Origin of the sequence: Hahella sp. CR1 (assembly GCF_029813005.1) — a bacterium.
GTDB lineage: Bacteria > Pseudomonadota > Gammaproteobacteria > Pseudomonadales > Oleiphilaceae > Hahella.
Genome location: NZ_JAPELK010000006.1, coordinates 61,685 through 78,078 on the forward strand (window position 1 = coordinate 61,685; position 16,394 = coordinate 78,078).

Here is a 16,394-nt window from a genome sequence, read left to right on the forward strand (position 1 = left end):
ACGCGGGCTATAAGCGGCGTGACAACAATTATAAAATGTGAAGTCCCGCCGATTTATATGTAATTATTTGTGTACTTATGTGTTATTGAATTACTGTTTTTAAATCAAACTTAACAAACGAGCCGTAAACGAATGATATTGAGGCGATATTAAAAATATCGCATTTAAAAACAGATAATTAGAGAGATATAAATAGAGAGTTGAAGAGGATAAAACATATCCATTGGAGGATCATTCAGCCAAAAACATTAAATTAATTTAGTTCTTTTGGCCTAATTAAAATTGTATTTTGCCGAAAAACTATTTCGTTATGAATTTAATGTGACAGTGTTGGCGTAATGGGTGTTATCTATGCCCGAAATCCGTTGTCCAATAGCTGGGATAGTCTGCGCCGGAGGCGTCGATTCTGGCGGCGCCCATTTCCGTGTAGTTCTTGCTCATGATGTTGGCGCAGTGTCCGGGACTGTCCAGCCAGCCTTGCATGACTTGCGCGACTGAGCCATAACCCGCCGCGATATTTTCTCCGACAACCTGATAGAAATAGCCTTGATACTTCACCCGCGCGCCGACGCCGAGGCCGTTGGAGCCGATGTGGTCGAAGAAGTTGTTGTCCGCCATGTCGCGGCTGTGGGCGTTAGCGGCGGCGGCGAGTTTGCAATTCCAGGTCAGCGCGGGAGCATCGCCATACTCTTTATCGCCGCAGGTGCGCGTTTGTGCGCGGATCTGGTTGTGCGCTTTGAGCAACTGCTTGTCCAACTCCGTCATTTGGCAGTCAGCAGGGGAGGTATCGTCGCCGCCGTTGTCCGTCACGTTATCGCCGCCAGCTCCTCCTGAGCCGCCGCAACCTGCAAGGAACAGGGCGCCAGTCAGCAGCATCATGTGGGCGATGTATTTTAATTGCATTCAAAACTCCTCTCGACATAATACGTTTGCTTCTACGGACGGAGAGACGGAAGTCCTTTGCTCTATGAATCAATAAAATAAAACATCTACTTAAAGCTATCATTAAGCCAAATAGGGTGTTTTATTAGTGCTTTGGGATGAGTTCTGTTTGGTATATAAAAGTTGATGATGGATTTGTTCTTTCTGGGCCACGCTTGACCTTACCCTTGGGGGAAGCTTCAAGCTGAGGGTGAGCATTCATTGACGGAGTTGAGGAATAGCATGCTGACGATAGGGCAGATGGCCCGTCTATTCGATGTATCCACCAAAACCTTGCGCTATTACGAGAGCGCTGGCGTGTTTCATCCAGCGGTATATGGTCGTGAAAATGGATATCGCTATTATGCGCCGTCGCAAATCGACGAACTGCAACGCATTTTATGGCTGCGCGATATGGGCGTGCCGTTGGAAAGCATTCGCAGTCTCAAGGAGCAGGGGGCGTTGAGCGATGAACATGTATTACGCAACAAGCTATGTAGACACGCCACCGGGCTGGAGCGGGAAATCGAAGATAAACGCAAGCTTCTCAATGAATTGCTGATTTACCTGAAGCAACCCATTATGGAGAACAATAGTATGAATTCGACACAAGGCGCTGCAGTAAAACCGCTAGTCAAAGAGCTTCCCGCATTCACCCTTATTGGTATGGAGTATCGCAGCAGCGATGTCCGGGACTCTATTCCCATGCTGTGGGGCCGATATCTCCCCAGAGAGGATGAAATCCGCGGCCGGGTTAATTACGAAGCATCCTACGGTCTGTGCCTGCCGTTGGAAGACGGCGAGTTCCGCTATATCGCCGGCGTTGAAGTGGAGGCGGGGAGTCCGGTTCCCCAAGGCATGGTGTCCGTTGAGGTGGCGGCGGCGCGTTACGCCGTTTTGACTCACACCGGACCGGTTGCGGGGCTCAACGCCACCTTTCGCAAAGCCTGCTCCCGAGACTTGCCGGAAAGCAATCTGGAAAGAATCGAAGGCCCTGACTTTGAACTTTACGACAGACGATTCACGGGCCCTGACAGCCCGGACTCGCAAGTGGATATCTATCTGACTATCGCGTAAATGACGTGATGCATTCCTGGCATCCCTGGCACCGGATCAGCTCAACAGGCGCTTAACGGCGAACCTGTTGAGCTGAGTGCGTTATCAAATCGCTTTCAGGATAGCGTCGACGCTGGCTTTGGCGTCGCCGAACAACATAAAGGCGTTATCGCGGAAGAACAGCGGATTCTGAACGCCGGCGTAGCCTGCGTTCATACTGCGTTTGAATACGATGACGTTTTTCGCTTTCCATACTTCCAACACCGGCATGCCCGCCAGCGGACTTCCTGGATTTTCCGACGCAGCGGGGTTCACGGTGTCATTGGCGCCGATCACCAGGACGGTGTCCGTTTCCGGGAAATCCTGGTTAATTTCATCCATGCCCAGGACGATGTCATAAGGGACTTTCGCCTCCGCCAGCAGTACGTTCATATGTCCGGGAAGACGGCCCGCCACAGGATGAATGCCGAAACGCACTTCCACGCCATGCTCACGCAACTTTTGGGTGATTTCATAGATAGGATGCTGCGCCTGCGCCACCGCCATACCGTATCCGGGAGTGATGATCACAGAGTGTGAGCCTTTCAGCATGTCCGCCACGCCTTCCGCATTAATCTCCTGAGGATCGCCATACTCCGCATCAGCGTCTTCAGGCGCGGGATCATTACCGAAACCGCCCGCGATGACGCTGATAAAGGAGCGGTTCATCGCCTTACACATGATGTAGGAGAGAATCGCCCCTGAAGAGCCCACCAGGGCCCCGGTGATGATCAACAGGTCGTTGGACAGCATGAAACCCGCCGCCGCAGCCGCCCATCCTGAATAGGAGTTGAGCATGGAGATGACGACAGGCATGTCCGCGCCGCCGATGGATGACACCAAATGCCAGCCGATAAACAGGGCGATCAATGTCATCAGAAGCAGACTGAATCCGCTGCCGCCGGCTTTGACGAAATACAGCATGAGCAAGAAGGAAACGACGCCCGCGCCCAGGTTGAGCTTATGGCGATGGGGCAGCATGAGGGCTTTGGAGCTGATCGAGCCGCGTAACTTCCCGAAAGCGACAATCGAGCCAGTAAAAGTGACGGCGCCGATAAAGACCCCGAGGAAGATCTCCGTCAGATGAATGCTCAACAGCGCGCCGCTCAGCGGAGCATGTTCCAGGTAACTGTTATAGCCGACCAGCACGGCGGCGAGACCGACGAAGCTGTGCAGGATCGCCACCAGTTCAGGCATCTGCGTCATTTCCACCTTTAAGGCGACTTTTACGCCAATCACGGCGCCGACGGCCATGGCGAGAATGATCAACCAGACGGTGGATACCTGTGGACTGGCGATAGTGGCCAGCAACGCCAGCGCCATACCAATGACGCCGTAGAGATTGCCGGTTTTCGCGGTCTCCTGCTTGCTGAGACCCGCCAGACTGAGAATGAACAGCACGGCGGAAATGATATAGGAGGCGGTGATTACACTGTATGACATGAGTCGCTTCTCCTATTTCCGAAACATTTTCAGCATGCGTTGGGTGACGACAAATCCCCCGACGATATTGATAGTCGCAATCAGCGTTGCGGCGGCGGCCAAAAAGGTCACTAACAGGCTGTCGCTGCTGATCTGCAGTAACGCGCCGACGACGATAATGCCGCTGATGGCGTTAGTGACACTCATCAATGGCGTGTGCAACGCATGAGTGACGCTCCAGACGACGTGGTAACCCACGATGCAGGCGAGTACGAAAACCGTAAAGTGAGACAGAAACTCCGAGGGCGCCGCGCTGGCGAGCCACATCAACGCCAGGGCTCCGGCCGCCTGCAAGCCATGTTTGAGGGAAGTCGACATCGGCTGCGACTTGGGCGGAGGCGGCGCGGAAGCCGTCTTCGGCTGTTGCGGCGCGGCGCTGACTTTAATCGGAGGCGGCGGCCAGGTTATCTCGCCGTCTTTCACGACGGTGACGCCGCGAATAACTTCGTCCTCAAAGTTGATGTCGACGGCGCCGTCTTTGTTTTTGCACAGCAGCTTCATCAAATTGACCAGATTGTTGCTGTATAACAGACTGGCCTGGGTGGGCAAGCGTGAGGGGAGGTCGACGTAGCCGACGATTTTGACTTCATGAATCTCCGCCATCTCGCCAGGCTGGGTGAGCTCGCAGTTGCCGCCATTGGGCGCCGCCAGATCGACGATCACACTGCCGGGGCGCATGGCTTTCACCATTTCCTCTGTGATCAGTTTGGGCGCCGGTTTACCGGGAATCATGGCGGTGGTGATGATAATGTCTACATCCTTCGCCTGTTCCAAAAACAGCTTCATTTCCGCTTCGATAAAGGCCTTGCTCATCACTTTGGCGTAGCCGTCGCCGCTGGAGCTTTCCTCTTCGATATCCACCTCAAGGAATTCAGCGCCCATGCTCTGGATTTGCTCTTTCACCTCGGGACGGGTATCAAAGGCGCGCACAATCGCGCCGAGGCTGCCCGCCGTGCCAATCGCCGCCAGCCCGGCGACGCCGGCTCCGATGACCAGGATCTTGGCGGGTTGCACCTTGCCTGCGGCGGTGATTTGTCCGGTGAAAAAACGACCGAAGTGGTGAGAGGCTTCCACCACCGCCCTGTATCCGGCGATGTTGGCCATTGAACTTAACGCGTCCATGGACTGGGCGCGGGAGATGCGGGGAACGGAATCCATCGCCAGGACAGTGACGTTCTGTTGCGCCAGCTTCTGCAGTAATTCCTCATGCTGGGAGGGCCAGATAAACCCGATCAGTGTCGCCCCGGATTTCAGCAGTTCGACTTCTTCGTCACTGGGTTCGTTTACCCTGAGAACGATATCCGCTCCCCAGGCTTCTTCTCTTGAAACGATCTTGGCGCCGACTTCTTCATACATCCCGTCGCCGAAACTGGACAGCCAGCCGGCGTCGGCCTCAACCGCCACCGAAAACCCCAGTTTGATCAACTCCTCAACTGATTTGGGCGTCGCCGCCACACGCTTTTCATGAGGTCTACTCTCTTTGGGTATGCCTATTTGCATCGTCTTCCTCACTTTGTTGTTATTTCAATCCTTAGGCTGGATAACTCACAAGTGGCTATGGGTTAACCATAAGTCGTTCATTGTATACCCTTATTTTGGGATTGATGAGCGAATCTTGGGCTACGTAAATTTCTCTGGAAGATGTAGCTGTGATCCTGTTCACAATGATTAGACAGGTCTTAAGCGGATTTCGATGTCTCATAACTCTCTTGTAGCACAGCAAGCTCTTCTGCCTGTTCTTCGCCAAGCCTCGATAGCGGACTTTGCCATTACCAAACACTTGCTTGATGTAGCGAAATGGATGCTCCATTTTGGCTCTGATGCTGGCTTTAAACGCCCCCATTCTTTGATGATCTTTACTCAATATGCGGGCGCATGCCAGAACGTTTCGCGACGAACCAGGCGACACTCGTCTGCTTTCCGTGTACCTCACGCTTACGAATGCCTTGGTAAGCGGCATCACTAAACTGAGGTTTTCTTCTCCATGCAGCAATTTGTCCACAACTGTGATGTCATGCACATTCGCTTCCGTCGCTTCAAGGCTGTGGATCAAGCCTTGAGTGCTGTCCACGTCATGGCAAAGCGCCACTCGTTGCTCTTTTTGATCTGGTATTCGGCATTCTGAAAATGCCATCTGTTCCATAAAAAGTCTTCCTCATGACTGATTCTGAGAGTTATTGAGAGATTTCTTAAGCATTGACTCATCTGGGAGGGGAATGTCTGGGGTTGACGAAATGGGGCTTGAGTAAATTGTCACCCGAACTGCGACTTTGTTTATGAGTTCGCTTATAAAGGCTATGATGTGTCGTGTTATATAATATTGGTGGTTGAATTGGAAGTTGGGCTGCAGAACTGGTTATCCTATTAATTATTTTTCTTCTATCGTAATGCCATAGGAAGTGTCAATAATATGATTGTGAAATACGTTGTTAGTGAGCTCTATGAGGACGAGAAAGAATGTGAGTCCGATTTGTATGGCTTTTTAATAAATTTGCAAGGGGATCCTATATATTGTGGTGTTATTCCTCCTTATCATATTGCAAAAGAATACTTTGATAAGAAAATTCACCCTCAAGTTAAGTGGAGCCCCTTTGAGCTACGAGAAAAGGACTACCAAGAATTAGTGGAAATTATACTAAGCGATAAGAAAGGTGCTTTACGCAACTTGCCTCAATTTCAAATACAAAACAAAGGTGTTCGGCTGGAACCTGAGTTTGATGATGCAAAGACATACAAGGAGTGGATGCAGCGAGTACAGAACGCATATCTCCATGATGTCTCTATAAGTAATCTCGATTACTTGGTTTTTCCACATGGTTCTGATGGAAAGAAGCAGCCTTTTGCTTTCTTCTGGCATGGACCGTTCAGTCAGTGGCATCCAAGCAAATTTGAGGTTGCTGGCATTGAGTTCAATTGTGCTGAACAGTTTATGATGTATAGTAAAGCTAAATTATTTGGCGATGAAGAATCAGCATTAGGTATTCTGGCTGCGACCGGTCCAAAGCAGCAAAAAGTGATTGGTAGAAATGTATTGAATTTTGACCAAAAAACTTGGGACCTCTTTAAAGAAGCTATAGTGTTTCAGGGCAATATGGCTAAGTTTTCGCAAAACCCTGATTTGCAGGAGACCTTGATCTCTACAGGCGATTATTACTTGGTGGAAGCATCTCCCTATGACAAAGTATGGGGAATAGGCATGGCTGTAGAAGACAAAGGGGTTAACGACCCCAATAATTGGAAAGGTCAGAATCTTTTAGGTGAAGCTCTAATGAATGTGAGAGCGGCGTTAAGGTATCGGCTTGATCATCTAGAAAGTAAAAACTCCTGTTAGACTGAGGTCTGCTGTCAGCCCCGTGCTTTTATACCAAGCACCAGTTTGAAGTCGAGGGAAAATATATGGGTAGAATACGCTTCGCCATAAGATTGTTTGCACATATTTTTACTATATTGTATTCAGTTTTGTCTGTAATGTTTGGGACTTTCCCTCTTCCCGGTAAAGATGTCAATATGGAACAAGACCCCCTGGTTTTTTGGAGCGTTGTTATAGCCGTATTCGTAGCTGCACTTGTATGCATTGCTAGGCTTATTAAGGAAAAGGCCGTTATAAAGGAGAGTGAAGGGATATAAGTTTTTGTTAAGTATAGGGTGATTGGTGATAGTCTATATTATACTTCATAGGATGTTCTGCTTAGCCAGAATGTAGTTTCTTCTGGGTAGAAAGTGTTTAATCTCTATAGGGGTTGCTATGTGGATTTACAGGGGAGTGATAATATGAAGACTGGCGTAGAGTGCCCATCATGTAAGAGAACTATTGCTTTTCCTGTTTTATATGGCCATGTGAGGCTCAAGCTCATCTGTGGTAGTTGCGGCGCTAGATATATCTATGAAGGGGCCGCTATGCTTAATCTATGCAGGCTACTATCGTTAGCTACCTTGGTGGCGATAATTTTAAGTTTTTGCACATACTATCTAGATGGTTCTGAAAGATTGACTACGCTTCTTGGGGTGACTCTCACTATCATAACGGGAAGTTTTTTGAATTTGTATTTTTATAACTACGCCGCCATGAATAAAGTCCTTAAGAAATACTAGTGGTAGAAAGTAGTAGGTTAGGCGCTTTAGAAAATTGATAGCGTTTAACATCGGTTTTAGACTGAGTCTCCATCATGAAAGTAGCGTTTCACTTCGGGAAATATAGAGTCGCCATGGTCTCTGTTGACAGTGGTTATGAAGCATTACGAGATATTTTAGAAGATAACCGAAGCGCTGACGCTTGCGATAGGCTGGTGGCTCAGGCTGAAGAGTGCGCTTGTGAAAGAAGTAGTTGGAAGATGAGTTTTAATTCATGTCATCTGATTATTCAGGGAAACCGAGTGTATCTGGAGAGTGAGTGGGATGAATCTAGCGTCGATATGAAACTAAGCTCTTTTATAGCCCTCATACGGCAGTGGCGATGTTTTATGAGTGATGAGAAAAAACTCAAGTTTATGGAGTGCGATATCGACTTACTTGGTTGATATTTACTTTGAATTAGTGGTGAGCATGTTTTTACGTAAGCATCCGAAATGCCTCAGGCATTTTTGTTAGAGCAGGGTTACACTGTCAATCCCAGTAGATTTTTGCATGGAAAATAGCGAGCCAAATATGCAAACAAACCACGGCGTCCCCAGAATTCAAGAAACGGCTAATTGTTGCCCGGACACGGGTGAGGTGGTGTGGGCGCCTTTGAAGTCCTTTTGGTATTTGGGGCATTTGTTGATAGCGCTTATTGGCGGGTATTTGACCTTTTCGTTGGATGCGTTGCTGGTGTTTGTTGTGTTTACTGCTGCGACGCTTTGTCTGGGGCATTCGTTGGGGATGCATCGGCGGTTGATTCATGGGAGTTATGAGTGTCCGAAGTGGATGGAGTATTTCTTCGTGCATCTCGGGGTGTTGGTGGGGATGGCGGGGCCGTTGGGAATGGTGTATCAGCATGACCTGCGGGACTGGGCGCAGAGAAAGGCCAAGTGTCATTCGTATCTTCGCCATGGAACAGGTTTTTTGAGGGACGGGTGGCGTCAGCTCAATTGTGATTTGCGACTGGAGCGTCCTCCCGAATTTTCTCCTGAGAGCGCCATAAAAGATGATCCGGTCTATCGATTCATGGAAAGGACCTGGATGTGGCAGCAGTTGCCCTGGGCGCTTTTATTGTATTGGCTCGGAGACATTAGCTGGGTGGTTTGGGGTATTTCTGTGCGTGTCGCCGTGTCTGTGACGGGGCATTGGCTGATTGGATACTTTGCGCATAACAGCGGCGAGCGGGACTGGCATGTTAATGGCGCTGCGGTTCAAGGCCATAACGTGCGCTTTGCAGGATTGCTGACCATGGGGGAGTCCTGGCATAACAATCATCATGCTTTTCCCGGCTCGGCCATGCTGGGGATTTATAAAGGACAGTCTGACCCCGGTTGGTGGGTGCTGAATCGGCTGATGAATGTCGGATTGGTGTGGAACGTACGGCTACCTGAGCATTTACCGGTCAGGCCTGAACTCAGTGCTTTGCCGCCAGCGCGAGCGGATAGTGAGGCGATGAAAGAGCCGTCTACCTGTCCGTTGCTGGGACGTATGGCGAAGCCTTGATCTTTCTGACGTTGACATCGTCATGTCCGTTCTTGCCTGATCAGGCTCTCAATATCCGCTCTGCACGAGTAGTGTAGAGCCATCTTTTCCTGTTTTGAACGCTGTCAGTTCGTTAAAAATCCACGTCTTTCCGACTCTGGCCGCAGCGGTATTCATCGTAGTATACGGTGTAAGTTTCTGGCGTATCGTCACGGTACAGGCCGAATTTGCCCCAGCACGAGGCGGTTTTTGTGAATGGGGAATTCTTTGGGAATAAACATACTGAGTGAATACCAGTAGGTTTCGTTCATTCTAGCTCTTACTGGCCTTTGCGCACGATATCGCTCTGGATCTGAATACAGGGGAATGAGAGGGAAGGGCTGAAAATACAGGAAACAGACGGATCGCCAAACAACGCCTGCTGTAATCTTTTTGATGAACTATAGTTATTACACTCGCTATGTGCCTTTGTGGGAAGCCTGTATCCACACTCTTATGCCGTGCTGGATGACATCGCCAGGCTGACCTTGGGCTCTGAAATCGAACACCATGCAGGGAAAAGCGGGTTATGACCGTAGAGACTAAATCTTCCAGCGACGGCGCTGTCACTATCACCATTCGGGGTCAGTTTGACTTCGGACTGGTAAATCAATTCAGGAAAGCTTATGAAGCCTACCCGCAAGCGCGAAGTTTTTGCGTCGACATGCGGCAGACGGTTCGCATAGACAGTTCGGCGCTGGGTATGTTGCTGAACATGCGGCGTTATCTGGGAGGCAATAACGCGAAAATAAAGATCATCAACTGTTCCAGGGAAATCAGGAAGATTTTTGAAATAGCGAAGTTTGAAAAGTCATTTGTCATTGAGTCCGCTATCGATCCCTGATAGCGGTTACGTCACCCTGAGCGGGTCTGATTGCTCGTGGCTCCAGCCAAAACTTACGTATGGCGGAAAGCTATTTCTTTCTGCTTTTTATATCCACAATTACGTTGGAGCTCGACTCATACACGATTCGGTTTCTGCCGGTGCGCTTGGCCTCATAAAGCGCTTCATCCGCTTTTTTTAGAATCTCTTTGGGGTGAGTGATGTCATTGCGGCATCCAGCTACGCCAAAACTGCAGGTGACCTGAAAGGTCTCGCTCTCATGCTGAAACTCCAGCAAGGAGATATCGATGCGCAGCCGGTCAATGAAGGTTTTCACACCGTCGTCCAAATGTTCGGGAAGGATAATGCAAAACTCTTCGCCGCCTATTCTGGCGATTAAGTCGGAGCTTCGGAGCGACTGACTCAGAAACGCGGACAACCGGATAAGCACCTCATCTCCCGCCGCATGGCCTCTGGTATCGTTAATTTTTTTGAAGTGATCGATATCCAGCAGCACCAGCGTCAGACCCGAGCTATAGCGTTTCGCGCGACTGAACTCATAGTTCAAACGGTTTTGAAAGAAGCGTCTATTGTAGAGGCCGGTCAAAGAGTCCCGGGCGGCGATTTCCCGTAACTCGATGTTCTCTTTGTCGAGTTCTTTGGTTCTCTCGAAGACCTTACTTTCAATATTATTTCTGAGCTCGTTAATGGATTTGGACATGCTGTTAAAGGTGCCGGAGAGACGTTTTACCTCGAATAAACTCGCCGGCAGCGTGCTTTCATAGGGCTGACCGTCAGCGGCGTTCTCAACTTGTTTGATCAGGCTTTCAATGGGTCTGGCGACGTACAGGCTGACAGCGGCCCCCAGTGCTATTGAGAAGATGACGATCATCGCTTCGATGAAGAATAAGCGATGCTTTTCCTCCGCCACGATGGCGGTTGCCTCCGATTCGTCCAGCTCCGACACCAGCCCCCAGCCCAGAGTTGGCAAGTATCGGGTGGAGGCGATCACTGGCGCGCCATCCAGATCGGTCGCTTTGCGCATGACGATTTCATTGCCTTGCAGGGCTTCAATGATGGGAGTGTTTTTGGGGCCTGATGGAATAACCCGATAGGATACTCGCGCTTTATTCTGATCCACGGGTTCGACCAGCAGGAACTTTTCATGGTCGCGTAAAGCGAACATCCATTTTTCGCTATCGCCTAAACCTTCGCTTTGCTCATGAAGGATGCTCCCCAAGTCGTAATCAACCTTAATGGCGCCAATTAGCGTCTCCTGGAATATCAGGCGCATGATGACGGACACCTGGGTGACGTTTTCCTCTTGATTGAAAAAAATGAAGATATTGCCGTTGGCTGAGGGGGGGGCACGCAGCGGTTTCATTCTACTTGCAGTACTGGAAACAGGCTGGCGCATTTTATCGTAGACCGTGATGCTTCTGATATTCTCACGGCCAGCCTTGGCGTCCTCAATAATACTTTTAATTCTGCGCGCTTCGCTCTGACTCTCCATGTTGTTCCAGTCGTCCAGGCTGACGCGCATTTGCGTCCGGCTGGAAATGAGGGCCGTGCTTTCCACCAGCCTTTCCACAGAGCCAAGCAGGCGGTTCTTGTGGGCAAGCGAAATTTCAGATAGTCGGGATTCTATTTTTGCGTGATATTGCTCGGTGGTGAATCTGTTCAGGTATTGCAACGTGAACATGAGCGGCAGCGATGCGACTAGCGTAAAGGCGACAATCAACAAATACTTGAGCTTCATTAGCCAGTCCTAGCCACGAATTCCATTGGGGGATATTAAAAGATTAGTTAAGCCGCCAAGAACGCGCAAACCTTGTGTAAGGGGATAATTTATCTGCGTTAAGCGGTGAGGATGCCTACAAAATGTCGAGGTTTTACTTACATTCTGTAACACTTTGTTGCGGTATCTCGACTAAACTTGAATTAGCGCCGAATTGCGGTTGACCGGAAACATCGTTGCGCCGTCCATGGTGATCAGGCCGGCAAGGACAGGTAAGGGAATGGTGGTGAAGCGTTGGGTGTCTTCTGCCTCGCACTTTGGCTTAAAGGCGTTATTACTGGCATTTCTGATATTTCTGCTACTTTCCGCTCCCGTCTACTGGTTAGCTTATTCCGTTGAAGAGAGAAGGGAGCTCGCGCAACAACAGAGCGCCTTGTATGAGCAGGTGCGCCATCGGGTCGAAACCCTTAACAAAGAAGTCGACGAGTTTAAGCGATACACCCTCTTTCTCGCCCAGACGCCTCCCGTACAGGGCATTATCCGCGCCGCGGCCAATGGCGGATTTGACCCCAAAGAAGAAAACTCCATCAGTACATTAAAAGACCGCCTGACCACTATTTTTGCCAAGTTCATCGAGACCAGCGGAGAGATTTCGCAAATCCGTTTTATCGGGGTGGCTAATAATGGGCTTGAGCTGGTTCGCGTGAACAACCGAGGGAACGAAATCATCGCCGTTCCGGAAGGACAATTGCAGCATAAAGGCGGTCGTGACTACTTTCTCGCTACCCTTGAGCGGGCGGAAAATGAAGTGTATGTCTCTGATTTCAATTTAAATCGGGAGTTCGGTGAAGTAGAGCAACCGGGTGTGCCCACATTGCGTGTCTCGACGCCGGTTTATGATGAGCAGGGCGATTTGTTCGGCATTGTGATTATCAATGTGGATGTGAATACGCTCATGGCGGGCCTGATAAGCGGGCTGCCCCCTGAACTCACGATCTTCTTCCTGAACGAAGATCATGACTTCCTGCTGCATCCTGATGCAAGCAAGACTTATGGCTTCGATAAAGGCGTACGTTATCGCTGGCAGGAGGAGTACAGGGAGATAGGGATACGTGGCGGATTGGAGGTGTATGACGCCGGCAAAGGTTTTGTGTATGCCGCGAAACGGACCCTGGCGCTTGATCCGCTGGATGCTGACAGACGCGTGACGCTCATCATCAGTTTGCCGGAAGCCTATATTTTAAATCCAGCGGCGCAGGCTGGCGTGTTTGCGTTGGAAATGCTCGCTGGCGTTATTAGCGTAATGGGCTTGATTCTGTATTTCTATTTGCTGTTGATGCGTCATCGGTGGCGGGCGACCCTGGAGCAGGCCCGGTTGGCGGCGATTGTGAATAGCTCCAGCGAGGCGATCATCGGGTTGGATCTGAACGGGCGGGTATCCGACTGGAATAAATCCGCGGAGCAGATGTTCGGATTTACCGAGAAAGAGGTTCAGGGCAAACCTTTAGACGAGTTAATTGTTCCTCAGCAGGTACGGGAAGAAACCCACTCCGCCCTGCAAATGATCCGGGAAGGGCACCCGGTGCGCAGTATCAACACACAGCGCTGCTGTAAGGACGGCGGGCTGCTGGATGTTTCGGTGGCGGCGTCGCCTATTAAAGCGGAGGAAGGAGATGTCGTCGGCTTTGCGTTCGCTATCCGGGATATTTCCGAGCAGATGGCCATTCAACAGGAGGTATATAAGCTCAATCTCAACCTGGAGCAGAAGGTCAAGCAGAGAACCATGGAGTTGACCCTGGCCAAGGAGTGCGCAGAAAAGGCGTCCCGAGCCAAATCGGATTTTGTGGCGAATATGAGCCATGAAATTCGCACGCCGATGAACGCCATCATCGGCATGTTGCAGTTAATGCAAATGACGCCTCTGAACAGCCAGCAAATGGACTATGTGGAGAAAACCACCGCCGCCTCCCGTTCTTTGTTATCGATTCTCAACGATATTCTGGACTTCTCCAAAGTAGAGGCGGGCAAGCTGGCGCTGGACCCCCATCCCTTCAACATTGACCGGCTAATGAGCGAGATCAGCGCCATGATGTCCGCCAATTTGGGGGACAAAGAACTCGAACTGCTATTTGAAATTGATCCGCAGGCGCCTTTGTACCTGATTGGCGATAGCCTGCGGTTGAAGCAAGTGCTGCTGAATCTGGTGAGCAACGCGATTAAGTTCACCCATGAAGGTGAGGTCACGCTGTCGATACGCATGGTGAAACTGACCTCGCAAAGCGCCGCGCTGGCGTTCAGCGTCAGCGATACTGGCATTGGCATTTCCGAAGAGCACCAGCAGTTAATTTTTGATGGCTTCTCACAAGCGGAAACCAGCACCACCAGAAAATTTGGCGGCACTGGCCTGGGGCTGGCGATCTGTCGCCAACTGGTCAACCTGATGGGAGGGGATATTCGGGTTCAAAGCCGTCTGGGCAAAGGCAGTGTGTTTTCGTTTACGCTGGAATTGCAGCTGGATGAAAATCACAGCCTGAGCGCTTCGACGGCCTATCCGCTATCGCAGAAGCTGCGCAATCTGAAAGTGCTGGTGGTTGACGATAATAAGTATGCGCAAGCCGCCATTGCCGGCATCGCCCGCTCCTTCGGCTGGGAGGTGTATATCGCTGCGTCGGCGACTGCAGCTATTACGCAGTTGGAATCTCCAGTCACAGGTCGGTTTGATGCGATATTCATGGATTACTGTATGCCGGGTATGGATGGGTTGAAGGCCTGTCGTCGCATTCGGAGCATGACGTTGCTGGAAAAACGCCCACTGATCATCATGATGACCGCCCACGGCAAGAATGTGCTGGATAAGGTGGGCTTCAACTACAAATCGATTCTTGACGGCCTGTTAGTCAAGCCGGTTACTGCCTCCATGCTGTTGGATGCGGTCGTCAACGCTCAGGCGTCGCAATCAGGCGGGCTTGATGAAGACGTGTCCGCTTCCGACGCGTCCGCCAGTAAGCCCTTGCTTGGATTACGTTTACTGTTAGTGGAGGATAATATCACCAACCAGCAAGTCGCGACAGAGCTGCTGACGCGGGTGGGGGCGAAGGTGGAGATCGTAGGCGGAGGCAGGTGGGCGGTCGCGGCGGTTAAAAAGGCCTCGCCCCAATTCGACTTGGTGTTAATGGATATTCAAATGCCGGATATGGACGGCTACACCGCTACTCGTGAAATTCGCAACACGCTGGGAGAAAAGCGCCTGCCTATTGTGGCGATGACCGCCAACGCCATGGCTTCCGATCGGGAGTGTTGCCTGATGGCCGGGATGAATGATCATATCGGCAAGCCTTTCGACATCAAGGAAGTGGTGGCGACCATCCTGCAACATACAAGCGGCAAAGAGGCCCCTGCATCCGTCTTCAATAACAGTCTCCCTCCATGGCAGGAATTGATTGACGCGGGGTTGAGAATCGGCCTGGACGTCAGCGCCGCCTTGAAGCGCTTTGGCTCCAATATGGGGGCGTTTCGTATGGCGGTGAGTTGCTTTAGCGTTGAATTGTCCAAGGTGCGCGATTTCCTGTCGGATAGCGCTCTGTTGAGTAAAGCGCCATCTGAGTTATCCCGTGCATTGCATACGTTTAGAGGCATCGCCGCCACCGTCGGCGCGGACGATTTGGCCAGACTGACGCAGCAAGTGGAGCGTGAGGCGATTCATGGTTCTTATAGCAGTGGTCCGCTGGGTCGTTTGCAAGGTGAGCTGGACGTGATGAGCGACGCCATTCAGGGGCTGTTATACAGCCTTAACCAGCAGCCGGCGCCGCCGGAGGACGCCGATATTCCCTCCGCCATGACGTTGCGCAGGGAAGTCATCAAACTGGCGAAGCTGGTTGAAAATTCGGATATGAGCGCGATGACTCACTTCGAAGAACTCCGAGCCAAGTACCAACGGCGCTACCCAGATTACTTCAGTAAACTGGAAGCGCATATGACTCAACTTGATTTCATCGCCGCTTTGGGAGATTGCGACGATTTATTAAAGACAATCGGCTAGCCAGCTGCGGCGGGCGTCGCCGGCGCGTATAGCGCGTTATCAATGGGCTTGGTACAACTGAAAGTACTGCGTCGCCCACTTCTTGAATAAGCTGTTTTTGGGATAGCCATCTTCCTGCAGGCGCTCCTCGACAAAGCGTTGCATTTGCGTCACGTCTGAATTGCGGGATGCAACGTCATACCAGCGCCGAACTTCCACTGCTTTTTTGGCGATAGAAAATTCATTTCGCTTCCCTGAGTCCTCCACGATACGCCCGATAGAAATATCGAGAATGGCGCCCAGACGAGCTGCGTTTTGCTGGGTATGGACGAGGGCTGCGCTGGAGTCTTGTATCCCGGCAGTCAAAATCGAATAGTTGATGTACAAGGGGTGTTTTCCTCCTACTTCAGTGCGATCAGTGTGAATCGAGTTCTAATGCTATCTACAATATACACTCATCGCCCGCCCGAATATTCGTACCGCTACGCAAAAATGAACGCTGATATCCGTAGCGCTACGGAGCAGGGGCGAAATATTAGATGTAGAAAGCGCAGAAAGCTGGCGGACCTAGTGGACAGGCAGTAGATGTTCTGGGCGGGAAAATGCCACAGGCGTTCAGTAATACTACTGAGATATTCCCGAAAAAGTTCCGTAGCCTCCCGTATTACTCCCTCGCTGAT

12 protein-coding genes are annotated in these 16,394 nt (G+C 50.7%); 6 read left to right on the forward strand and 6 right to left on the reverse strand.

Translation table 11 applies throughout. The features are described 5' to 3' along the window. Nucleotides 1-345: 345 nt before the first annotated feature. Nucleotides 346-903 carry a CAP domain-containing protein gene (locus ONV78_RS15905; protein WP_279504500.1) on the reverse strand — a complete coding sequence of 186 codons (558 nt, stop codon included), beginning with the start codon at nucleotides 901-903 and terminating at the stop codon, nucleotides 346-348. Nucleotides 904-1,164: 261 nt separating this feature from the next. Between ONV78_RS15905 and ONV78_RS15910 the strand changes: the two genes are divergently transcribed. Beyond that, nucleotides 1,165-1,998 (forward strand): GyrI-like domain-containing protein, encoded by an 834-nt coding sequence (locus ONV78_RS15910; RefSeq protein ID WP_279504502.1) that lies wholly within the window; start codon nucleotides 1,165-1,167, stop codon nucleotides 1,996-1,998. 84 nt (nucleotides 1,999-2,082) lie between these two features. Here the strand turns inward: ONV78_RS15910 and pntB are convergent, their stop codons facing one another. From pntB to ONV78_RS15925, 3 genes are read right to left on the reverse strand one after another with little or no spacing between them, the layout of a single operon-like run. Beyond that, nucleotides 2,083-3,459 carry a Re/Si-specific NAD(P)(+) transhydrogenase subunit beta gene (gene pntB / locus ONV78_RS15915; RefSeq protein WP_279504504.1) on the reverse strand — a complete coding sequence of 459 codons (1,377 nt, stop codon included), beginning with the start codon at nucleotides 3,457-3,459 and terminating at the stop codon, nucleotides 2,083-2,085. A gap of 12 nt (nucleotides 3,460-3,471) precedes the next feature. Continuing rightward, entirely contained in the window at nucleotides 3,472-4,998 is a 1,527-nt protein-coding gene (locus ONV78_RS15920) for a Re/Si-specific NAD(P)(+) transhydrogenase subunit alpha (protein WP_279504506.1), read from the reverse strand. A gap of 55 nt (nucleotides 4,999-5,053) precedes the next feature. Then, the gene (locus ONV78_RS15925) at nucleotides 5,054-5,641 is read right to left on the reverse strand and encodes a hypothetical protein (RefSeq protein WP_279504508.1); all 588 of its coding nucleotides are present in this window, start codon (nucleotides 5,639-5,641) and stop codon (nucleotides 5,054-5,056) included. Between the two features lie 267 nt (nucleotides 5,642-5,908). On the opposite strand from ONV78_RS15925, the gene ONV78_RS15930 reads away from it, so the two are divergent. The 4 genes from ONV78_RS15930 to ONV78_RS15945 all read left to right on the forward strand — a co-directional run bounded on the left by ONV78_RS15930 (nucleotide 5,909) and on the right by ONV78_RS15945 (nucleotide 9,979). Further along, nucleotides 5,909-6,829, forward strand: a complete 921-nt coding sequence (locus tag ONV78_RS15930; RefSeq protein ID WP_279504512.1) for an NADAR family protein — start codon at nucleotides 5,909-5,911, stop codon at nucleotides 6,827-6,829. A gap of 835 nt (nucleotides 6,830-7,664) precedes the next feature. Beyond that, entirely contained in the window at nucleotides 7,665-8,015 is a 351-nt protein-coding gene (locus ONV78_RS15935; RefSeq protein WP_279504515.1) for a hypothetical protein, read from the forward strand. Between the two features lie 127 nt (nucleotides 8,016-8,142). Beyond that, complete coding sequence (locus ONV78_RS15940; protein WP_279504517.1) at nucleotides 8,143-9,117, forward strand: acyl-CoA desaturase; 975 nt, start codon at nucleotides 8,143-8,145, stop codon at nucleotides 9,115-9,117. Between the two features lie 547 nt (nucleotides 9,118-9,664). Further along, nucleotides 9,665-9,979 (forward strand): STAS domain-containing protein, encoded by a 315-nt coding sequence (locus tag ONV78_RS15945; RefSeq protein ID WP_216738244.1) that lies wholly within the window; start codon nucleotides 9,665-9,667, stop codon nucleotides 9,977-9,979. 70 nt (nucleotides 9,980-10,049) lie between these two features. Here ONV78_RS15945 and ONV78_RS15950 read toward each other — a convergent pair whose 3' ends face one another. Further along, complete coding sequence (locus ONV78_RS15950) at nucleotides 10,050-11,717, reverse strand: diguanylate cyclase (protein WP_279504519.1); 1,668 nt, start codon at nucleotides 11,715-11,717, stop codon at nucleotides 10,050-10,052. Between the two features lie 199 nt (nucleotides 11,718-11,916). On the opposite strand from ONV78_RS15950, the gene ONV78_RS15955 reads away from it, so the two are divergent. Next, nucleotides 11,917-15,735 carry a response regulator gene (locus tag ONV78_RS15955; RefSeq protein ID WP_279504521.1) on the forward strand — a complete coding sequence of 1,273 codons (3,819 nt, stop codon included), beginning with the start codon at nucleotides 11,917-11,919 and terminating at the stop codon, nucleotides 15,733-15,735. Between the two features lie 39 nt (nucleotides 15,736-15,774). Here the strand turns inward: ONV78_RS15955 and ONV78_RS15960 are convergent, their stop codons facing one another. Next, complete coding sequence (locus ONV78_RS15960) at nucleotides 15,775-16,101, reverse strand: hypothetical protein (protein ID WP_279504522.1); 327 nt, start codon at nucleotides 16,099-16,101, stop codon at nucleotides 15,775-15,777. Nucleotides 16,102-16,394 lie beyond the last annotated feature (293 nt).